Here is a 21149-nt window from a genome sequence, read left to right as displayed (position 1 = left end):
GGGTCGAAATCTCTGCCGATGTGATTGAATTTAATATTGATGAGCAATGCGCATCAGTAATAAAGTGGTTATTTACCTGGGAACTTCATTCCCGGAGGCATCATTCCCCCCATACTGCGCATCATTTTCTTCATGCCGCCTTTTGACGACATCTTTTTCATCATTTTTTGCATTTGACTAAATTGCTTTAATAAGCGATTTACGTCTTGAATTTGGGTACCTGAACCATTGGCTATCCGGCGTTTACGTGAACCTTTGATTAAATCAGGGTTTTTACGTTCTTTGGCCGTCATCGAATTAATAATGGCTTCCATTTGTCCGGTCATTTTACCTTCTTGCACTTGGGCAAGCGCTTCAGGAGGTAATTGTCCTACACCTGGCATTTTTTCGATCATGTTCATCATTCCGCCCATGTTCTTCATTTGCTGAAGTTGTTCACGGAAATCTTCTAAATCAAAGCTGCCACCTTTCTTCACTTTTGAAGCAAGTTTCATGGCTTTGTCTTTATCAACGCCACGTTCTACTTCTTCAATTAATGAAAGGACATCACCCATGCCCAAAATGCGTGAAGCAATTCGGTCTGGGTGGAAAGGTTCAAGTGCATCCGTTTTTTCACCGACACCTAAGAATTTAATTGGCTTACCGGTAATATTACGAATCGATAACGCCGCACCACCACGAGCATCACCATCAACCTTGGTTAACACCACCCCAGTTAATGGTAAGGCTTCATTAAAAGCTTTTGCTGTATTGGCAGCATCTTGACCTGTCATAGCATCAACCACAAACAAGGTTTCAACAGGCGTTACCGCAGCATGTAAGTCTTTAATTTCATCCATCATGGCTTCATCGACATGCAGACGACCTGCGGTATCGACAATAACAACATCAATGAACTTTAATTTCGCATGAGCGATTGCAGCATTAGCGATATCAACGGGTTTTTGGCTGACATCAGATGGGAAGAACTCAACTTCCACTTCTTGGGCTAATGTTTCTAACTGCTTAATCGCTGCTGGGCGATAAACATCAGCGCTCACTACCAATACTGATTTTTTATGGCGAGTACGTAAAAGCTTACTGAGTTTGGCAACAGATGTTGTTTTACCCGCACCTTGTAAACCCGCCATCATAATGACTGCTGGTGGCGTTGCGGCTAAATCTAATGCTTCATTTGATTCACCCATTGCCCGTTCAAGTTCAGCTTGAACGATTTTAATAAATGCTTGCCCAGGACTTAAACTTTTTGAGACTTCTTGACCAACGGCGCGCTCTTTGACGCTGTTGACAAATTCGCGCACAACAGGAAGCGCAACATCCGCCTCCAACAAGGCCATGCGCACTTCACGTAATGTTTCTTTTATATTGTCTTCGGTGAGCCGACCACGACCGCTAATATTCTTTAGGGTGCGGGATAATCTGTCAGATAAATTCTCAAACATGGTTAGCGTTATACCTATAGCCACTCGATAATGGCGGCTATTATACCCAAACCAGTATTAGATGCGAGTGTTGCACATAGCAATATGTGACCGTTTAAAACCTTTAATGAATAAATTTATGAAAATGATGTCGATACAGTCAAATTATGCGCATTAAGTCACTGCCATAATGTAAGACAATCGTGTTATTCTAAGATTAATTATCGTTTGATGAGAATTACGTTTTCATTAAGCTCTAACATTATTAAAAGGTTGAACCAAATGGTTAATTTTTCAACTGAACCTGCGTTGATGGTTGTTTTTTCAACAGCGGCCATGCTGTTGTACTGTATTTCGTTATTATTAGTATCTAGCCGTTTATTTCATGCCGACGGACCTAACCGTCAATTAGTGATGGGAGTTTCGGCCATCGCTGTAGGGTTGCATGGATTAGCTTTATATTGTGTTGTTTTTACTCCGCAAGGACTCAATTATAGTCTCACAAATGTGATCTCAATTATTAACTGGATAATTGCACTGTCTTTCACGCTCGTTATCACTCGCTTAAAAGTAATTGTTGTTGTACCTGTTGTTTATGCCTGTTCAATCATTTCAGTTGCATTGCTTTGGCTACCAGAGCAAAACGCCATTGAACCACTGGCTTCTCACCCCAGTGTTTTGGTTCATATTGTGTTATCACTTATCGGCTACAGCGCATTAATGATTGCCGCACTTTATGCCATTCAAATGTATTTAATCCAAAAGAAATTAAAAGAAAAGACATTAATCATGAGCCCATCAATGCCGCCATTAATGACGGTAGAGAAGCAGCTTTATCATTTAGTGTTAATTGGGTTTATATTTTTAACCTTATCTCTTATAAGTGGTTTTATATTCTTAGATGATATGTTTCAAGATGGCAAAGGCCATAAAACCGTATTATCTCTTATTGCTTGGTGTGTGTATGGCACAATGTTATGGCAACAACGTACTATCGGTTGTCGCACGCGCACGGCGGTTATTTACTGTTTATCTGGCGGATTCCTGCTTTCGCTTGGTTACTTTGGCGCCCGCGTTGTCAAAGAACTCATTCTTAACTAATCCTTCCTCAAGGTTGATTTCTAATACAAGAAATCAACCTTAAGCCTTGACTCTTCGATACAGTAATTAATAATGGTCGATTGGGACTAAGGCTTTGCATTTCGCATGTCTGTTAGCAATCACATTGGAGCACTTTCTTGGACGATATATCGACCAGTTCGTTATTGATTTTTTTATTTGTATTAATTCTAATTTCGGCTTATTTCTCAGGTTCAGAAACCGCGATGATGTCATTAAACCGATATCGTTTACGCCACTTGGCATCTAAAGGGCATAGCGGTGCAAAACGCGCCATGTCAATGCTTGATAGACCCGATAGATTAATTGGCCTTATCCTTATCGGCAATAACTTGGTCAACATTCTGGCTTCTTCTATAGCAACCATCATTGGTATGCGTGTATTAAGCCAGTACCAAATTGATGAAGCTGCCAGTATTGCGATTACGACAGGAGTATTAACGGTCGTTATTTTAATTTTTGCAGAAGTTACCCCCAAAACATACGCGGCGATTCATCCAGAACGCATCGCTTTTCCTTCGAGTTTTATTTTAAAGTGGTTATCGCTACTACTGTCACCGTTTGTAAAAACGCTCAATTACATTACCGGAACGTTCTTAAAGTTACTGGGAATTAAAGATCTTAAAAATAATGATGCATTAAGCCAAGAGGAGCTTCGTACCGTAGTACATGAAGCGGGTGCGTTGATCCCCCAACGCCACCAAGAAATGTTGCTGTCTATCCTTAATCTTGAAAAGGTCACCGTAGAAGACGTCATGATTGCTCGCTCAGACATCTACGCAATTAACGTTAATGACGACTTCAAACAAATTAACAAGCAAGTGATTCAGAGCCCACATACTCGCGTTTTAGTTTATCGTGACAATATCGATGATGCCGTTGGCTTTATTCACTTGCGTGATGCATTACGACTGCAGTCAAAAGAAGATTTTAGTAAATCAACACTATTACGTGCTGTAAAAGAATTGTATTTCATACCTGAAGGCACTCCACTTAATGTTCAATTAGCAAACTTCCAGCAAAACAAAGCCCGAATTGGCTTGGTGGTTGATGAGTATGGTGATATTCAAGGTTTAGTGACGCTTGAAGATATCTTAGAAGAGATTGTTGGCGACTTTACTACCTCAATGTTGCCAGATCCAAGTGATGAAATTAATGTACAAGTGGATGGCAGTTACTTAATCGATGGCACGATTAATATTCGCGAATTGAATAAAGAAATGAATTGGCGCTTTCCCACCGATGGCCCTAAAACCCTTAACGGGTTAATTATTGAGTTTCTTGAAGATATTCCAGCAGCCAATACTTGTTTAGAAATAGCCGGGTACCCGCTAGAGGTGATAACAGTGGCTGATAACATGGTAAAAACAGTTAAAGTCACTCCAGCAAAGATAAGTTAATAATATAACGAAGCACTCATAGCTGACATTAGCCAAAGCCAATAAAAGCCTTGTAATCAGATGAGGGTTGGCTATAAAAAGAAACAAATGATGCGAATCAATTAGCGCTCAAGCTCAAGCTCAACAAAAATTGCCATTGATAGTCTCATTCACTTGCTAATAAAAAGTCGCCATATGGCGACTTTTTTACTTCTCTAACATGAGCAATAAAGCAACATAACAAAGCAGTGCTTAGCGCAATTTAGCTTCTAATGCGCGGCGTTTATCACGTGCTAATGGCGTGATGTCTTGCTCTAATTGTTGTTGCCAACCCAGTAAAAAATAAACCTCTGCCATTAAAAAAAACGGCCCAATTAATAGCTGATTTAAGTCATCGATAAAGGCAGGTTTGGCTTTTTCATATTTATGTCCAATAAACTGAATGCCCCAACCAATAACAAAAACCGAAATGGCGATTAATAGCGGATGAGAAGTTTCCACTGCCACATAGTTTGAACTCAATAACACTGGAATAATAAATACCATTAACCCCAATGCAAGCTTGGCATGCAAGATAAAATAATAACCAAGTACTAACAACATAAACACCATCGCTGCGCTAAATTCAATTGTCGACAGTTGAAATCGTAGGCAACCTAATAGGGTGAAAATAGACCAAATAATCATAGGTACGCCAACAAAGTGAGTGCGGATGTTTTTAGGGTTTAAATGGACGCTTTTATAGGTAGAAAGTTGTTCTATTGCCGATTTCATAATGTTGCCCACCGAATGTTATTTTTTTGTTAATCTAACCTATTCATTCGACATTTAAAACCCTAAACGCTCACCTTGCATAATAAGCAGGTGCTTTAATTGATAAAAACCAAGCGCTAAAATCAAACAGCATAAAAACCCAACCAAAGCTAATATGGGATTATCCATTGTGACAATAAATCATTAATGATGTGCAGACGAAAATGGTTTGAGGGAAAAGAAAAAGGCGCAAATGCGCCTTTTATTTAAAGTAAAACAATTTTTACGACTCTAAAATAACGGTTGCTGTTGCATAGCGTTGTTCATCAGCAATTGATATATGAGCATGTCGGCCACCTAAACGGTGTAATCTTGCCAACGCGCCGTCGGTAAAACTTACAAGTGGCGCACCATCGTCATTATTACTAATGTGAATATGCTGAAACGATACTCCACGGCCAATACCTGTCCCTAATGCTTTTGCTGCCGCTTCTTTCGCTGCAAAACGTTTAGCGAGATAACGCCCAGGTTGACTAGATTCAGTAAAAATCGTTAATTCAGCATCGGTAAGAATACGTTGAGCTAACCTAAGTGGGTTACGCTCAACTTGCGCAGTGATCCTAGCTATCTCAACAATATCAGTGCCTAAACCCACAATTGCCATTATTCGCCTCTGCGGCCTTCTAGCATGAGTTGCTTCATATCTCTGACAGCTGTATCTAAACCATCAATGGCGGCGCGTGCAATAACCGCATGACCAATATTTAACTCATACAATTCAGGGATCGCGGCAATTGCTTTAACATTATGATAATGCAGCCCATGGCCAGCATTAACGATTAACCCTTTTGAATGGGCATACTTTGCCATTTCAACAATACGTGACAACTCTAACGCTTGCTCGGCATCATTTTCAGCATCAGCATAACAACCTGTATGAAGTTCAATATAAGGCGCGCCAGAAGCAACTGCTGCGTCAATTTGCGCTTTATCTGCATCAATAAATAACGACACTTTAATGTCGTGCTGAGCCAACTTTTGCACAGCAGATGTTATTTTATCCAGCTGACCAGCAACATCTAAGCCACCTTCAGTGGTTAACTCTTCACGCTTTTCAGGTACCAAACAGGCATAAGCAGGTTTAACTTCACAAGCAATGTCAATCATCTCTTGCGTCACAGCAAACTCGAAATTCATTCTCGTTTTAAGTGTTTTTGCCAGTAAATATACATCTCGGTCTTGAATATGGCGACGGTCTTCACGTAAATGAATGGTTATCCCGTCTGCACCAGCATGTTCAGCAACGGCAGCGCCATGAATTGGGTCAGGATACTCAGTACCACGAGCTTGTCTTAGCGTTGCGATGTGGTCAATGTTTATTCCTAATAAAATAGCACTCACACATTGCTCCTTAATTTGATTTCAATATCGATGAATTGCTCGCCATGATCATATTTGTCGACCCGATTATCCTGCACATTGACCGTTTGGGACATGTGAGATAAGCATGAGACGTTACCGGCTAGCAAATAAAATTTGTAGTTATTCTAGCGTTTTTCGATTGCAATTATTAGCGTTCACGTCGAAATAATTTCCTACTTAATAAGGGTTTATTCCCTAATAAAGGCGCTAATAAATTTCTCATTAATCCTTTAGCTTGATTTATATGCGCTGGTAATAATTCATGCTGAGAAAGTGCGAGTAACATGGCGCCAGATAACGTGCCTTTTGCGTGATTCATGGCTTGATTATTGCCGCGGTAAACCACTTGAAATCCAGACTCAGCAATTAATAAATAAGATGAATCTGCTTCAATTTTTTCACCTAACGTATCGTATTCAAGCTGCGGTAATGCACCCAGCTCTTGCAATAATTGCTTTTCAAAATAACGTAATAAATTAGGATGGAATTCGCCAGCTAACTTCAGCAGCGTTTGGTGATAGGCAACAAATAATGATTCAGCTTGATGTTCAACTTTCACCAAACGGACTAATAATTCATTTAAGTACATCCCCGAATATAGACTATCGCCTTGTAATGGCAGTGCAACTGAAGCGGGTTCGATTTGCGACAAGGTTTGAAGCCCTGAAGCAGATGATTTAGGTTGGTATCGAAACTGAACAAGTAGTGGTTGAAAGGGCTGTAAAATGCTTTTGATTGAGCGTTTTCCATTACCGACACGAGTAATCGCATCCACTCGTCCTACCCCGTCGACAAGCAAGTTAACAATGACACTGGACTCACGAAAAGGTCGATGATGCAAAACATAAGCACGCTGCATCATCAACTTATAACCTTATTATTAAAGTGCTTAGTCTTCACCGTAACCTAAGCTTCTTAGTGCTCGTTCATCATCAGCCCAACCGGATTTTACTTTAACCCAAACTTCTAAGAAAACCTTGTTATCAAATAAAGTTTCCATATCTAAACGTGCTTGAGTCGCGATGGTGCGAATGCGTTCACCTTTATTACCAATCACCATCCGCTTTTGGCCTTTACGCTCAACGAGAATAAGTGCGTTAATCTGATAAACACCGTTATCCATCATCTTAAACTGTTCTATTTCAACGGTCGCATCATAAGGTAGCTCATCACCTAAAAAGCGCATTAATTTTTCACGCACGATTTCAGATGCCATAAAACGTTGTGAACGATCGGTGACATAATCTTCTGGGAAATAAAATGGCGCGTCAGGTAATGAGCTCTGAGCAAGATCAAGTAAGCGTTGCACATTTGTACCTTTGCTAGCTGAAATAGGTAATATTTCATCAAAATCTAACTTCGTAGATAATGTTTCTAAGTGCGGAAATAATGCTTCTTTATCTTTGATTTCATCAACTTTGTTGATGGCTAATACAATTTTACGGTCGCCATTACGATGACTTAACTTTTTGAGTACCATCTCATCATCTTCAGTCCATGTCATGCCATCAACGACAAATACTACCATTGATACATCAGCCAACGAGCTTGCTGCTGCGCGGTTCATTAAACGGTTAATCGCACGTTTTTCTTCAATATGAAGACCGGGGGTATCAATAAATACGATTTGTTTTGCACCATCGGTATGGATCCCCATGATCCGATGACGTGTGGTTTGTGGCTTTTTAGAGGTAATACTGACTTTTTGGCCTAAAAGCTTATTTAGCAGTGTCGACTTGCCCACATTAGGACGTCCAACAATGGCGACCATACCGCATTGAGTTTGTTCATATTGACTGCCCGCAACAGGCGATGCTTGATTCATCTGCGCCAGCATTTCATCCAAGCTTGGCTCATTACTTGTTTCTATGGATGCGTCAAGATGGTTGTCGCTATTATTGTCTGAATGCTTACTCATGGTTTGATTTTCTCCAATACCTTAGCGGCAGCAAGTTGCTCAGCTTTACGACGAGAACTGGCAATACCAGTAACGGCTTGGTCAAGTTCATGTACGCGGCATTCAACTGTAAAGGTTTGATTATGTGCTTCACCTTGAACATTCACCACTTGATATTCAGGCAATGGTTTTTTAAAACCTTGTAAGTGTTCCTGCAGTAATGTTTTAGGGTCTTTCTGGTTAATGCCGGGTTTGATTTCAGCTAAGCGCTGTTGATACCAAGTGAGTAACAATTTACGGCAAACTTCTAAATCAGCATCTAGGTAAATCGCACCAATAATCGCTTCAACGGCATCGGCAAGAATCGATTCGCGTCTAAAACCGCCACTTTTTAACTCTCCTGGGCCTAAGAATAAATAGTCACCTAGTTTAAACTCTTGACCAATAACCGTTAGGGTTTCACCTTTTACTAAGGTTGAACGCATACGGCTTAAGTCACCTTCTGTCACTTTTGGGAATTGATGATATAAAGCATCAGAAATAACCACTGACAAAATTGAATCACCAAGAAACTCTAGTCGTTCATTGTGTTTGTTCGCAGCACTTCGGTGTGTTAACGCTTGCTTTAATAATTCAATGTTATTAAATTCATAGCCTAATGTGCGACACAGTCTTGGTAAATTTTTAATTGGTTCCATTAAACAATGCCACCTGTTCTTTCAAAGCGTACACCAGTTGGCACCCATGTTGGTAGCCAACTATCAGGCGTTCTATCAAATTCAAAACTGATCCAAATTGCGACCGCTTTACCGACTAAGTTTGCTTCAGGAACAAATCCCCAGTAGCGGCTATCAGTACTATTATCTCGGTTATCACCCATTGCAAAATATTGTCCTTCTGGGACAAAAAATTCCGTAGCAGGTAAGCCCGGTTGTTGGTAATACAACTGCGTTGGGTCGGTTCTACTTGGGTTAATTAGTACATCATGAGTTACATCACCTAATTGTTCCGTAAGACGTTTTAATGGCGTACCATTTAAGGTGAACTCTCCTTGATTAACTTGTTTTTGATCAATTTTAATTGTTTTCGGGCAATTTTCACCGCTGTGACATGCAGGTTTAATCCATAACTGCTTATTACGGTAAATAATCTTGTCGCCCGGTAAACCAACAACACGTTTAATATAGTCAATATTCGGATTTTCTGGATATTTGAACACAAACACATCACCGCGTTCAGGCTCGCCAGTTTCAATGAGTTTTTTACGCCATACCGGATCACGTAAACCATAACTAAACTTTTCAACCAAAATGAAATCCCCAACCAGTAACGTTGGTTTCATTGACCCAGATGGTATTTGAAATGGTTCATAAATAAATGAACGCAAAATCATCACAATCGCAATCACAGGGAAAATAGAGTGCGCGGTTTCAACAAGAACCGGCTCACGAATAATTTTATCCATATCTTCGTCAGATAAGGTCACACCGTTTGCTTGGGCAATTTCTAAACTTTCGCGGCGTTTAGGGGCGAAGAAGACAACGTCAACAAGCCAAATCAAACCACTTATTAGCGTGACAAGAACAAGTATTACAGAAAAATGGGCTGCCATTGCAGGTTAACTCCAAGAATGATGTTGTTCAAAAAACCAATGATCAATTCAGTATGCGCGGCATACGCTTAAGATACAGTTTAATGAATGTAACAAGGTATATTATTAGGAATACATTAATAACGATAACGCCGCAATACGCGGCGTTATAACTCTATAAAATAAACAATTAATTTGTATTAATCATTTAGTTTTAATACCGCAAGGAAGGCTTCTTGCGGCACTTCAACATTACCCACTGACTTCATGCGTTTTTTACCTTCTTTTTGTTTATTTAACAGTTTCTTCTTACGTGAAACATCACCACCATAACATTTTGCGGTAACATCTTTACGTAATGCTTTAATGGTTGAACGCGCAATAATTTGACTGCCCACTGCTGCTTGCACTGCAATATCAAACATCTGTCTTGGGATAAGTTCTTTCATTTTATCCACTAACGCCAAACCACGATGACGAATGTTATTGCGGTGAATGATCATCGCTAAAGCATCAACGCGATCACCATTAATCAAGATATCAAGACGTACCATGTCGGCAGCTTCAAAGTGAATAAAGTTATATTCAAGTGATGCATAGCCACGACTTGTGGATTTTAAGCGGTCAAAAAAGTCCATAACCACTTCAGCCATCGGCATATGATAAGTCACCGCAACTTGGTTACCGTGATATACCATATTAGTTTGAATACCACGTTTATCTACACATAATGTAATAACGTTACCTAAGTATTCTTTAGGTACTAAGATATTGGCTTCAACAATTGGCTCACGAATTTCTTCAATATTGTTTAGTGCAGGTAAGTCTGATGGGTTATCGACATAAACAGTTTCACCGTTAGTCAAAATAACTTCATAAACAACCGTTGGTGCAGTGGTAATTAAATCAAGATTGTATTCACGCTCTAAACGCTCTTGAATAATCTCCATGTGCAGCAAACCAAGGTAACCAATACGGAAACCGAAGCCAAGCGCACCTGACGTTTCAGGTTCAAAGAACAAAGACGCATCATTTAAACTCAGTTTATTTAACGCATCACGGAAACTTTCATACTCATCAGTAGAAATGGGGAATACACCCGCGTAAACCTGTGGCTTAACACGTTGAAAACCCGGTAATGCTTCTTCTGCACCGTGTTTAGCATGGGTTAATGTATCACCGACAGGTGCACCATGAATTTCTTTAATACCTGAAATAACAAAGCCTACTTCGCCGGCTTTTAACTCAGCAGTATCAGTTTGTTTCGGTGTAAAAATACCAACTCGGTCAGCATTGTAGTTTTGTCCAGTAGACATCACTTTAAACTTGTCACCCTTTTTCAAGGTGCCGTGTTTAATACGCACTAATGATACAACCCCTAGATAGGAGTCAAACCATGAGTCAATAATAAGGGCTTGCAATTGACCGTTAACATCACCTTCTGGCGGTGGAATTTTAGCAATGATGTCCTCTAACACATCCTCAACACCAATACCTGTTTTGGCTGAGCAGCGTACCGCATCCATTGCATCAATACCGACAATATCTTCAATCTCTTCAGCCACCCGTTCAGGCTCAGCTTGAGGTAAATCGATTTTATTTAAGACGGGAACAACATCTAAGTCCATCTCAAGTGCGGTATAACAGTTAGCCAACGTTTGCGCTTCTACACCTTGGCCCGCATCAACAACAAGTAAAGCACCTTCACATGCGGCAAGCGAACGAGAAACTTCATAAGAGAAGTCAACGTGACCAGGAGTGTCAATGAAGTTTAATTGATAAGTTTCACCGTCTTTGGCTTTGTAGTCTAATGTGACGCTTTGGGCTTTAATAGTAATGCCGCGTTCGCGCTCAATATCCATTGAGTCAAGGACTTGTGCATCCATTTCACGGTCTGTTAAGCCTCCACACACCTGAATGAGACGATCGGATAAGGTAGATTTGCCATGGTCGATATGGGCAATAATCGAAAAGTTTCTAATGTGTTTCATTATGCTGCTGTGATGACTACTTATTGTTATTAATAGAAAGGTGGCAAATTGTACCTGATCACGGGGTGAATACCAATGAGATTAATGCTAAAGCGGTCATTCTTAGGAGGTAAATTGTTGCAATGAAGGTGGTTTACTGTGGAAGTTGTTGCCCTAGATATTGAATGATGACAGGTTCTGCTTGTCTTTCTAACTTTTTAGCTAAACGCTTAGCAACCATCCAACCCAATACGCCGCCAACGGCCCCAAACAACATAGCAAAAGCATTGGGATTTAAACTTAGAACAGTGCCTAATAATTGCCCTACTGCTGCTGCACAAAATAATCCCAATAAAGGCATAAGATAAACTAATGCCGCTGACTTAATAATAACGCTTTCAGCAAGGCCTATTTTTAAAATGTCGCCACGCGAGCAAGGTTTAGCTGAAGGGATTGAAAACTGTTGAGTTTTAACAGAGAAAGCTTTGGCAACGGTAGCTGTGCCACAATTATCACTGTTTTTGCAATGATTACAGGCACTTTTCAATTCAACCTCAACTCTTGCCCAGCCATCTTGATAATCGATGACATGCGCAAGCTCTTCCAACAAGCTAATTGGTTCAAATTGAGGTGAATAAGGTTTATGTTGTGTGTCAGCCATAATTACCAAATACGTGTTATTGAGTCTGTGCTTATTTTAACACTAAACTCGATGCAATTTTTTGTAATGTTTCGGTAGGCATTTTACCTACGGCAACCACTTCGGCATTTCCCACAATTTCGGTGACCATAGACAAGCCATTACGGGTAATAAGCTTATCTGGCATAGGGCTGTGTTTTGCAAAAGCAACATAAACAGATACGTTAGTCAGCCCATCACTTAGTGCAATATACTCAACGGGTTCTTGGCTACCAATAAGGCGATGGTTATCTTTAACTACAATATCAAACCCTTGTGGTAACCAATTAAATTGCCAATTTTGCGCTTCATTTCTTTGAGCTGAATTCATCACAGGTGGCCATTCTTGTTTTTTAGCTTCAACTAAAATATTAGCAGGCTCATCCAATTCAACTAATTCAACAACCATTGTTTGTTCAAGTAATTGTTTGTCGCGATTAATCAAATCAAAACGCAGTGGCAGGTAGGTATCCATGTCAACCCAAACCTGAGCATCATAACGATAATCATCTTTGGCTATAAAACGGATCATTTGCCCAGGACGACCAGCAATGCGGCTGCGACCACCTATGACAAATTCATAACCTTGTGCTAGATGAGTAATATCACCAGCAAGAGAAGATGGCCAAATACCTTGTATTCTCGCAGAAGTAACACTGTAAGGTGGTTGGTCATGCTCAATAAAGGTGACGGTATTATCTATCCTAACGATATTTTTAGGCGGACCATTGAGGTATTCTAAAAATGCAACCGGAGATTTATCAACAATGCCATGAATGTAGATTAATGGACGAATATGATTTGATTGCAATTGAATAATAGACGCTTTGTATTGTCTATCTTTAAGCGCATGACTCATGTTATCAAGCCATGCTTTTGCTGAAAGTTCTTCGTTGGCAAGCGAAGGAAAAGATAAAACTAAAAGTGCTAGCAGGAAGACGCGCAAGCTAACTCCTTAACAAAATGATGAAATGGCAGCTATTATTGCTTATCTGCTGGCTGATTGACAACACTTGGATTAAGACGTTGCTGTAACATATGGTCTTGAATATAAGTATTTACACGTCGGCGCTGTTCAATTAGGTTCTCATTATTTTGCTCTTGTGCGGCACCGGTTTGATAGCTCACAGGTGAAACACTACCAACTAGTGGGCGAGTATTAAGAACCGGTAATGGCGACTCATCTTCAGACGGAGTTTGGTAAACACTAAGAATTGCAACTAACGCGACTGAAGCCGCAATCGCATATTGGCCAAATTGTTTAAAAAATGGTACCACATTGCTTTTTTGTTCAGGCAGTTCAATCGCTGGCGATGCTTTCGGTGCGATAACCGTAGGCTCAAGATCAATTGCAGCAGCAATACTTGCGGTTAAATCTAAATCGATTTTTTCTGGTAGCTCACCGCGCATAGCATCGCCAATCAAATGATAACGTTGCCACTGCTCATGTGTGCTAGTGTCCGAAGCCATCGCCGAAACAGCATTTGCATCGGCTTCGCCATCTACAACTTCAGAAATCCACTCTTGATTTGTCTTAAGCATTTTTCACCCATTTTGGTTTAAAGCTGTTACTTTCCAATTTTACTTTTCAAGTAAAGGTTGGAGTTGTTTATCAATAGCTTCTCGTGCCCTAAAAATTCTAGAACGAACGGTCCCGACAGGACATTCCATTACATTAGCGATATCCTCATAACTCATACCATCAAGTTCACGAAGTGATATCGCCATTTTTAATTCTTCTGGCAAAGATTCTAAAGTACTAAAAATGACATGACTCATTTCATCTTTAAGTAACATTCTTTCTGGTGACGCAAATTCTTTAAGTGCGTCGTTACCATCATAAAATTCTGCATCTTCAACATCGACATCGTTTGCCGGTGCTTTCCTTCCTTGAGAAGTAAGATGATTCTTAGCCGTATTAACGGCTATTCGGTAAAGCCAAGTGTAAAAAGCACTGTCGCCTCTAAAGTTTGCTAAAGCTCTGTACGCTTTGATGAAAGCCTCTTGCGTTACATCCGCTACGTCGGCTTGATTTCTTACATATCTAGAAATCAGGCTCATCACTTTGTTTTGATACTTAAGTACTAATAGGTTAAATGCGTTTTTATCGCCTTGTTGTACCTTTTCAACTAATTGTTGATCGCTGTCTTGTCCACTCATCCGAGCCGACTACTCCTAAATCTGATAACTGATTTCTTTGTCGCTCGAATCTCGCTCTTATTAAGTAGACTCAGTGATATGAAAAAAGTTCTAAATATTATTAAAAAAAATTTATTCTATGCTATCTCATCTTACTTTAGCGCTTAATTAAGAAAGCAAAAACATCATTTAATAATGCATTTATGGGGCAACCCTTTGTCCTAAGTCTTATAAAATAAGGGTTATATAAATTTTTATTGTTTTCAACATCGGCATTATAAGGAAGTTACATGCACGAGTGAAATGTTGTAAAGACAATCTTTTTCATCGTGGCAACCACAAGTAATGACGTTCTCTGTTTTTCTGGGTCATTTTATTGATTTTTCAATATTTTACAAAGCAATCGTAGAACTATTTTACCCTGTTCCACAACGTCATGATACTCAATAGCCTTCCTATGACTTGCTGATATACAAATTGTTAAACTCAAAAGACATTCCATCGTCTACAGAAATAAGTGACATATGCCTCCCCATTGACATATTCACTTGCCATATAAATATCGTAACGTCACCAAAGCAAAATAATTCAATGAAAAAAACACAATATGACTTGTTTCAGTACCCATGAATGGTGAATTGTTTTACCATATCGAAACGTCTTATCCATCCATGATACCCGATGAAACAAGTTGTTGAACACCAATCTGATATTTTAGTCATAGGCAGTGGTGCTGCTGGGTTAACTCTTGCACTTCACTTAGCGGCTAAACACCAAGTCATTTTAATTTCAAAAGGCCCTCTTGCTGAAGGCTCAACGTTTTATGCTCAAGGCGGTATTGCTTCAGTGTTTGATGAAAGTGATACCATTGAGTCCCATGTCGATGACACGTTAATAGCTGGCGCGGGCCTATGTGATAAACAAGTTGTCACTTATACCGCAGAGAATGCCAAAGATGCCATGAAGTGGCTGATTAATTGCGGCGTGGCATTTGATAAAGAAGAAGTCAATGACGGAGATGAATCGTCAGCGCCTTATCACTTAACCCGAGAAGGCGGTCATAGCCACCGCCGAATTTTACATTCGGCAGATGCCACCGGTAAAGCGGTTCAAGTCACATTGCAAGATCAAGCACTAAATCATCCTAATATCAAAGTATTAGAGCGCTATAATGCCATTGATTTAATCACGACACGTAAGTTAAATCGTCCTGGTAATAGGGTTTTAGGTGCTTATGTTTGGAATAGAGATAAAGAACATGTTGAATCAGTTTCGGCTAAATTTGTGGCGTTAGCGACTGGCGGCAGTTCAAAAGTTTATCAGTACACATCAAACCCCGATATCGCCAGCGGTGATGGTATCGCTATGGCTTGGCGCGCGGGTTGCCGCGTGGCAAATATGGAGTTCAATCAATTTCATCCTACTTGCCTATATCACGCCGACGCTAAAAACTTTCTTTTAACCGAAGCTTTACGTGGTGAAGGCGCTTTTCTACGCCGCCCTGATGGCAGCAGGTTTATGCCCGACTTTGACGAAAGAGCAGAGTTAGCACCACGCGATGTGGTGGCAAGAGCTATCGATTATGAAATGAAACGCCTTGGGTCAGATTGCGTTTATTTAGATATCACCCATAAATCGGCTGAATTCATAATCAAGCATTTCCCAACCATTTATGAACGCTGCCTTAGTATTGGTATCGATATCACTAAAACCCCTATTCCGGTTGTACCTGCCGCGCATTATACTTGCGGCGGCGTGATGACCGACCTTCACGGCCAAACTGATATCAATGGATTATATGCCATTGGCGAAGTCGCTTACACAGGCCTTCACGGGGCTAACCGTCTTGCAAGTAATTCACTGCTAGAGTGTTTAGTCTTTGCTCGCGCGGCATCTCAAGATATCGAATCTCAATTGCATAAACATACCACATACCCCACGATTCCATCTTGGGATGAAAGCCAGGTTGGTAACTCAGATGAAGAAGTCGTTATTGCTCATAATTGGCATGAATTACGTTTATTTATGTGGGATTATGTCGGTATTGTAAGAACGGATAAACGCCTTGAGCGAGCCTTGCGTCGCTGCTTAATGCTGCAACAAGAAATTCAAGAGTATTACTCTAATTTCCGAGTGAGTAATAATTTACTTGAGCTGCGCAATTTGGTGCAAGTGGCTGAGCTTATTATTCGCAGTGCAATGGAGCGTAAAGAAAGCCGTGGCTTACATTACAATCTTGATTACCCACAGCAGCTTGAAAATCCACAGCCCACAGTATTAAAGCCTGACAATTAACCTTAATGGCTGAATGACGTTAGTAACACCACTGACCTTTGGCTAAAATCAGTGTTATGAACAGCATATAAGCACCATCAGCGGTGCTTATATAAGTTGTTCGAATTAAGCTATTGCGCGCCCGCGCACTTTTATCACCATATCTGCAAGGGTAGGATCTGGACACACTTCATGTCCCATAAACCAAGCAAATAACTCTGGGTCTTCACATTCTAACAGGCGGATAAAAGTGTGTTTATCTGTCTCCGTTAACTCTTGATATTGAGCTTCGACAAAAGGCTGAAATAAAACATCTAACTCCAACATACCACGACGGCAAGCCCATCGAACTCTGGCAATATTCATCAACTCCAACTGTCTCTCCTTAAACGGCTAATTACTTTGTTTATTCCTATGTTCGAATGCTCGGACTTGCTGATCATTACCTGAAAATAAATCAGAAAAATCAGTTTCTAATAGTCTTTTTACCGCTGGATGCTGGATCATTCGTTCAGCAAACATGACGTGATACTCTTCACGTACATCCATGGTTTCACCCAGCAAATACATCCCTTGCGCGAGTATATCATGGCGATAAATCGACGGCGCAATAAAAATCCCGCGCCGGAAATAGCCAAATGCTTTCATCATTGCAGCGTCATCAAACTCACCTAAGATACTGACATTTAAGTTTTTATCAGAAAACCAGCGATGTAATTGCTGCCCTAACGAAGTGCGTTTACTCGGAATTAATAGCTTTTCATGCTCTAAGCAAGTTGGAAACTCAATATCAATCGGCTCTGAGCTGAAAAAGCTAATACCACATTCACCGAGCTTTTTAGATAAAATATCGGGATACTTTAAAGACTGACCAGCACAATCAGATAAAATCATATCTAACTTATGCTCTCGCAACCGCTGCATTAAACTGCTATGAGTGGCTTCATAACATGCTAAATGCATTGAACTATCGGTAGGAATAACACTTAATAACACTCGACTAGCGAGTGCCTTTGAAAGCGCATCAGCAATTCCCACTTCAAACAAAATAGACTCGTCTTTTTGGTAATTTAAAACATCAAGCATTTCATAGCTTAAGTTAAACATTTTATCAGCATAGCGAAAGACTAACTCCCCTAGCTCAGTCGCTTCTAAACTGCGCCCGACTCGTTTAAATAAGGTACCTTTTAGACGTTCTTCTAATGCTCGAATTTGCCCTGTTATTGTTTGCGGAGCAAGACAAAGTGCCTCTGCAGCTTTTGTCACTGACCCTTTTCGTTTAACCATCCAAAAATAATAAAGGTGATTGTAATTTAAATGCTGCATACACTCCTCAATAACAAGCGATTAAGTGCATCAACATACCACATTATCAAATGAAATCAGCGCCTTTGAGCTAAGCAAGTCGATAAAATCACTCAAATCAACTCGTCGTTGTATTTAGATAATGTCTTTATTGAATTTTTAACGAAAAAAAACGCACAAAATGTGCGTTTTTTAATATCAAATATACCATCTAATTTATTTAACGTTACGACAATCCATCAAGCTATTTATGACCAGTTCAAGTTCATTTATATTGGTCACATTTTTAAATCCAATTTGCTCAGTTAGCGCCGAAATAATTTCAGTTTCATTTGCTATATGACTATCACAATATTGTTGGCTTGCCGTTTTATAGCGTTTACCTGCACGGTACTTTAGTGCCCGAGTTTCATAACTAGTTGCTTCAATGTTTTTCGCTGCTGAGGCATCGTTTCGATACATCAATGCCCCATCAACAACACCGGCTAAATATGACTGACACAGTGTACCTTGCTCATTTTGTTGGCATTGTTCAAATGCCTTAGTGGCTGCTTGAGTTGGCATTATTGCTAACGCCCCCATAAGAACAATGAATTTAACTAGCTGCATTTTACTCTCCTTTTTTAGGTAAGACTTTGTCTAACCAGAAGTAGCCTATTAACGCTGCTAACAACGAACCGGTTAAAATACCAAGTCTAGCATAATCTCCATAAGCGTCAGGGGCACCATCAAATGCCAGTGATGAAATAAACACCGACATTGTAAAACCGATACCACACATAGCTGCTACAGGAGCAATTTGTAACCACGATACATTTTGCGGTAATTCAGCCCACTTCATTTTCACAGCAAACCAGCTAAACAACAGCACACCTAATGGTTTACCAACAAGCAGACCTAAGATAATCCCTATCGTAATTGGCTCCATGAATGACGCCATGGTCATGCCAGCCAATGATAAACCAGCATTTGCAAAAGCAAACACAGGAAGGATTAAGAACGTACTCCATGGGTGCAAACTATGCTCTAAATGCTCTGACGGTGATGAACCATCTTTGGCACGTAAAGGAATACAGAATGCAATAATAACACCCGCTAAAGTAGCATGAACGCCGGACTTTAGTACCGCCACCCATAAAATAACGCCTAACAAACCATATGGGATTAATGATGACACCCCTTTACGGTTGATGATCACCATCAGTGCAATAGACATCGCAGCAACAATCAAGCTAATCATCGATAATTCAGCACTATAAAACAGTGCAATAATGACAATAACACCTAAGTCATCCATGATCGCCAATGCCAGTAAGAATACCTTTAACGCAACAGGTACCCGATTACCTAGCAAGGCCATGATTCCGAGGGCAAATGCAATATCAGTGGCAGCAGGAATTGCCCAGCCGACTTGAGTTTCAGGGTTTGAGTAGTTAAATGCTAAATAAAACAATGCAGGAAAGACCATCCCGCCGATAGCTGCAAAGGTCGGTAATGACGCCTTTGATATACTCGATAACGCACCTTCTAAAAGTTCACGCTTAACTTCCAGACCAATCAATAAAAAGAATAACGCCATTAATCCATCGTTAATCCACAATAAAAGTGGTTTGTCGATATCTAATGCACCTATTCGTAACTGAACCTCAGTATCTAAAAAACCTTGGTATAAACCTGATACGGGCGAGTTAGCAAAAATCATCGCCAACACAACTGCACCCATTAATAAAATACCGCCAGCCGACTCTTGGCTGAGAAAATTTCTAATTGCCTTTTCCATAAATCACTCCAATAACATTATGTGACTAAGCATATACAAGCAATTAACACCAATATAATCGAATCTTTCTGCCTATTAACTCGGAAAAACCGAAGTGTCATTATTTAAATAAAAATAATTATGCATTTTTTTCAATATATTCAATAACAAAGCGCACAAAAAAACGTGCTAAACCATAGTGTTACTTCGGCATGAATGTTACAAGTGATACAAAACAAATTGGCTTATTTTGCGGGCTAGCGCACATTCCTGATACAGCTTACTCATAAAATGTTACATTTGAACGCGACTATTTCTTTAAAAACACTCACATAAAAGCTCAATAAATAATCACAATCAAGTTCGCCCCCCCAAAATTATCAATTTGCTAATCTACTCATGCATTCAATATGTCCATTGGGTATAATCAGCCGATATTTTACAATCTCAAATTAGGTTATCAGCGGATGAAACAATACTTAGATTTATGCCAACGAATTGTCGATAAAGGTGAGTGGGTTAATAACGAACGAACCAATAAACGTTGTTTGACCGTCATCAATGCTGACTTAACTTATGATGTTGCTAATAATCAATTTCCGCTTGTCACAACTCGTAAAAGCTTTTGGAAATCCGCCATCGCTGAAATATTAGGCTATTTACGCGGATATCAAAATGCCGCAGACTTTAGAGCGTTAGGGACAAAAACATGGGATGCCAACGCCAACGAAAATCAAGCTTGGTTAGATAACCCTAACCGCAAAGGCCACGACGATATGGGGCTGATTTATGGTGCTTTAGGACGTGCATTTCCCAAACCAACAGGCGGTAGTGTCGATTTATTAAAAAACATCGTCAATGACTTATCCAATGGTGTCGATAATCGCGGTGAAATTCTTACTTTTTTACACCCAGGGGCATTTGAACTGGGTTGTTTACGTCCTTGCATGTATGAACACCATTTTTCATTACTCGGTGACACCTTATATTTAAACAGCACCCAACGCAGCTGTGACGTTCCGTTAGGGTTAAATTTCAATATGGTCCAAGTCTACGTACTACTGGCGCTAATGGCACAGATCACAGGTAAGAAGCCAGGTCAGGCATATCACAAAATTGTAAACGCGCATATTTATGAAGATCAGTTAGCCCCAATGCGTGATATTCAATTAACTCGCAGCCCATTTGCGGCGCCTAAGTTAATTATCAACCCCAAAATTAAGTCACTTGAAGATATCGAAACGTGGGTAACCCTAGATGACTTTGATGTTGAAGGTTATGAGCACCATGAGGCAATTAAATACCCGTTTGCGGTATAGCAATAATAAAAAAGGCCTAACAATGTTAGGCCTTTTTTAATTTGTCTGTGTCCCGTCCTGAGATAAGTCGGCGCTTTCACAGACTGTCCAAACCATCGTTCTCAACATAAATTGATGTCCAC

21 protein-coding genes are annotated in these 21149 nt (G+C 40.1%); 4 read left to right on the top strand and 17 right to left on the bottom strand.

The genetic code is table 11. The features are described 5' to 3' along the window. Nucleotides 1-68: 68 nt before the first annotated feature. Nucleotides 69-1442 carry a signal recognition particle protein gene (gene ffh / locus G3R48_RS01465; protein WP_153660982.1) on the bottom strand — a complete coding sequence of 458 codons (1374 nt, stop codon included), beginning with the start codon at nt 1440-1442 and terminating at the stop codon, nt 69-71. A gap of 291 nt (nt 1443-1733) precedes the next feature. Here ffh and G3R48_RS01460 point away from each other — a divergent pair, with 291 nt between their 5' ends. Both G3R48_RS01460 and G3R48_RS01455 read left to right on the top strand, forming a co-directional pair. Then, complete coding sequence (locus G3R48_RS01460) at nt 1734-2522, top strand: cytochrome C assembly family protein (RefSeq protein ID WP_153662067.1); 789 nt, start codon at nt 1734-1736, stop codon at nt 2520-2522. Nucleotides 2523-2659: 137 nt separating this feature from the next. Next, nucleotides 2660-3940: an HlyC/CorC family transporter gene (locus tag G3R48_RS01455; protein WP_153660984.1), complete on the top strand. Its 1281-nt coding sequence runs from the start codon at nt 2660-2662 to the stop codon at nt 3938-3940. Between the two features lie 231 nt (nt 3941-4171). Here the strand turns inward: G3R48_RS01455 and G3R48_RS01450 are convergent, their stop codons facing one another. From G3R48_RS01450 to rpoE, 12 genes are all read right to left on the bottom strand, one after another. Then, nucleotides 4172-4693 carry an Mpo1 family 2-hydroxy fatty acid dioxygenase gene (locus G3R48_RS01450; RefSeq protein ID WP_153660986.1) on the bottom strand — a complete coding sequence of 174 codons (522 nt, stop codon included), beginning with the start codon at nt 4691-4693 and terminating at the stop codon, nt 4172-4174. A 262-nt stretch (nt 4694-4955) separates the two neighbouring features. Then, entirely contained in the window at nt 4956-5336 is a 381-nt protein-coding gene (acpS, locus tag G3R48_RS01445; RefSeq protein WP_153660988.1) for a holo-ACP synthase, read from the bottom strand. Further along, nucleotides 5336-6073 carry a pyridoxine 5'-phosphate synthase gene (gene pdxJ / locus G3R48_RS01440; RefSeq protein WP_212593175.1) on the bottom strand — a complete coding sequence of 246 codons (738 nt, stop codon included), beginning with the start codon at nt 6071-6073 and terminating at the stop codon, nt 5336-5338. The genes acpS and pdxJ overlap by 1 nt, the downstream gene beginning before the upstream one ends. A 169-nt stretch (nt 6074-6242) precedes the next feature. Next, nucleotides 6243-6953 carry a DNA repair protein RecO gene (gene recO / locus G3R48_RS01435; protein WP_153662069.1) on the bottom strand — a complete coding sequence of 237 codons (711 nt, stop codon included), beginning with the start codon at nt 6951-6953 and terminating at the stop codon, nt 6243-6245. A gap of 30 nt (nt 6954-6983) precedes the next feature. Continuing rightward, nucleotides 6984-8012, bottom strand: coding sequence for a GTPase Era (gene era, locus G3R48_RS01430; protein WP_153660990.1), 1029 nt, complete (start codon nt 8010-8012; stop codon nt 6984-6986). Continuing rightward, nucleotides 8009-8689, bottom strand: a complete 681-nt coding sequence (gene rnc, locus G3R48_RS01425) for a ribonuclease III (RefSeq protein ID WP_153660992.1) — start codon at nt 8687-8689, stop codon at nt 8009-8011. Before rnc ends, era begins: the two co-directional genes overlap by 4 nt. After that, the gene (gene lepB / locus G3R48_RS01420; RefSeq protein ID WP_153660994.1) at nt 8689-9603 is read right to left on the bottom strand and encodes a signal peptidase I; all 915 of its coding nucleotides are present in this window, start codon (nt 9601-9603) and stop codon (nt 8689-8691) included. The genes rnc and lepB overlap by 1 nt, the downstream gene beginning before the upstream one ends. A 179-nt stretch (nt 9604-9782) precedes the next feature. Continuing rightward, on the bottom strand, nt 9783-11573 hold the full coding sequence (lepA, locus tag G3R48_RS01415; protein ID WP_153660996.1) for a translation elongation factor 4: 1791 nt from the start codon (nt 11571-11573) through the stop codon (nt 9783-9785). 133 nt (nt 11574-11706) lie between these two features. Continuing rightward, on the bottom strand, nt 11707-12213 hold the full coding sequence (locus G3R48_RS01410) for a SoxR reducing system RseC family protein (protein ID WP_380713992.1): 507 nt from the start codon (nt 12211-12213) through the stop codon (nt 11707-11709). Between the two features lie 31 nt (nt 12214-12244). Next, nucleotides 12245-13177, bottom strand: a complete 933-nt coding sequence (locus tag G3R48_RS01405) for a MucB/RseB C-terminal domain-containing protein (protein WP_153660998.1) — start codon at nt 13175-13177, stop codon at nt 12245-12247. Nucleotides 13178-13212: 35 nt separating this feature from the next. Next, complete coding sequence (locus G3R48_RS01400; protein ID WP_153661000.1) at nt 13213-13773, bottom strand: sigma-E factor negative regulatory protein; 561 nt, start codon at nt 13771-13773, stop codon at nt 13213-13215. 39 nt (nt 13774-13812) lie between these two features. Then, nucleotides 13813-14391, bottom strand: a complete 579-nt coding sequence (gene rpoE, locus G3R48_RS01395) for an RNA polymerase sigma factor RpoE (RefSeq protein ID WP_153661002.1) — start codon at nt 14389-14391, stop codon at nt 13813-13815. 660 nt (nt 14392-15051) lie between these two features. On the opposite strand from rpoE, the gene nadB reads away from it, so the two are divergent. Then, on the top strand, nt 15052-16665 hold the full coding sequence (nadB, locus tag G3R48_RS01390) for an L-aspartate oxidase (RefSeq protein WP_153661004.1): 1614 nt from the start codon (nt 15052-15054) through the stop codon (nt 16663-16665). 105 nt (nt 16666-16770) lie between these two features. On the opposite strand, the gene G3R48_RS01385 is transcribed toward nadB, so the two are convergent. The 4 genes from G3R48_RS01385 to nhaA all read right to left on the bottom strand — a co-directional run bounded on the left by G3R48_RS01385 (nt 16771) and on the right by nhaA (nt 19729). Next, complete coding sequence (locus G3R48_RS01385) at nt 16771-17019, bottom strand: FAD assembly factor SdhE (RefSeq protein WP_153661006.1); 249 nt, start codon at nt 17017-17019, stop codon at nt 16771-16773. Nucleotides 17020-17037: 18 nt separating this feature from the next. Then, nucleotides 17038-17970, bottom strand: a complete 933-nt coding sequence (nhaR, locus tag G3R48_RS01380; protein ID WP_153661008.1) for a transcriptional activator NhaR — start codon at nt 17968-17970, stop codon at nt 17038-17040. 195 nt (nt 17971-18165) lie between these two features. Continuing rightward, nucleotides 18166-18558 (bottom strand): hypothetical protein, encoded by a 393-nt coding sequence (locus G3R48_RS01375; protein ID WP_153661010.1) that lies wholly within the window; start codon nt 18556-18558, stop codon nt 18166-18168. Nucleotide 18559: 1 nt separating this feature from the next. After that, the gene (gene nhaA, locus G3R48_RS01370; protein ID WP_153661012.1) at nt 18560-19729 is read right to left on the bottom strand and encodes a Na+/H+ antiporter NhaA; all 1170 of its coding nucleotides are present in this window, start codon (nt 19727-19729) and stop codon (nt 18560-18562) included. Between the two features lie 446 nt (nt 19730-20175). Here nhaA and G3R48_RS01365 point away from each other — a divergent pair, with 446 nt between their 5' ends. Further along, the gene (locus G3R48_RS01365) at nt 20176-21027 is read left to right on the top strand and encodes a thymidylate synthase (protein ID WP_153661014.1); all 852 of its coding nucleotides are present in this window, start codon (nt 20176-20178) and stop codon (nt 21025-21027) included. The last annotated feature ends 122 nt before the right edge of the window (nt 21028-21149 follow it).

The sequence above is a fragment of the Shewanella intestini genome (assembly GCF_018221465.1).
Classification (GTDB): Bacteria; Pseudomonadota; Gammaproteobacteria; order Enterobacterales; family Shewanellaceae; genus Shewanella; species Shewanella intestini.
The sequence above is the reverse complement of the archived record's forward strand: the minus strand, read 5'-3'. Positions and strand labels throughout refer to the sequence as shown.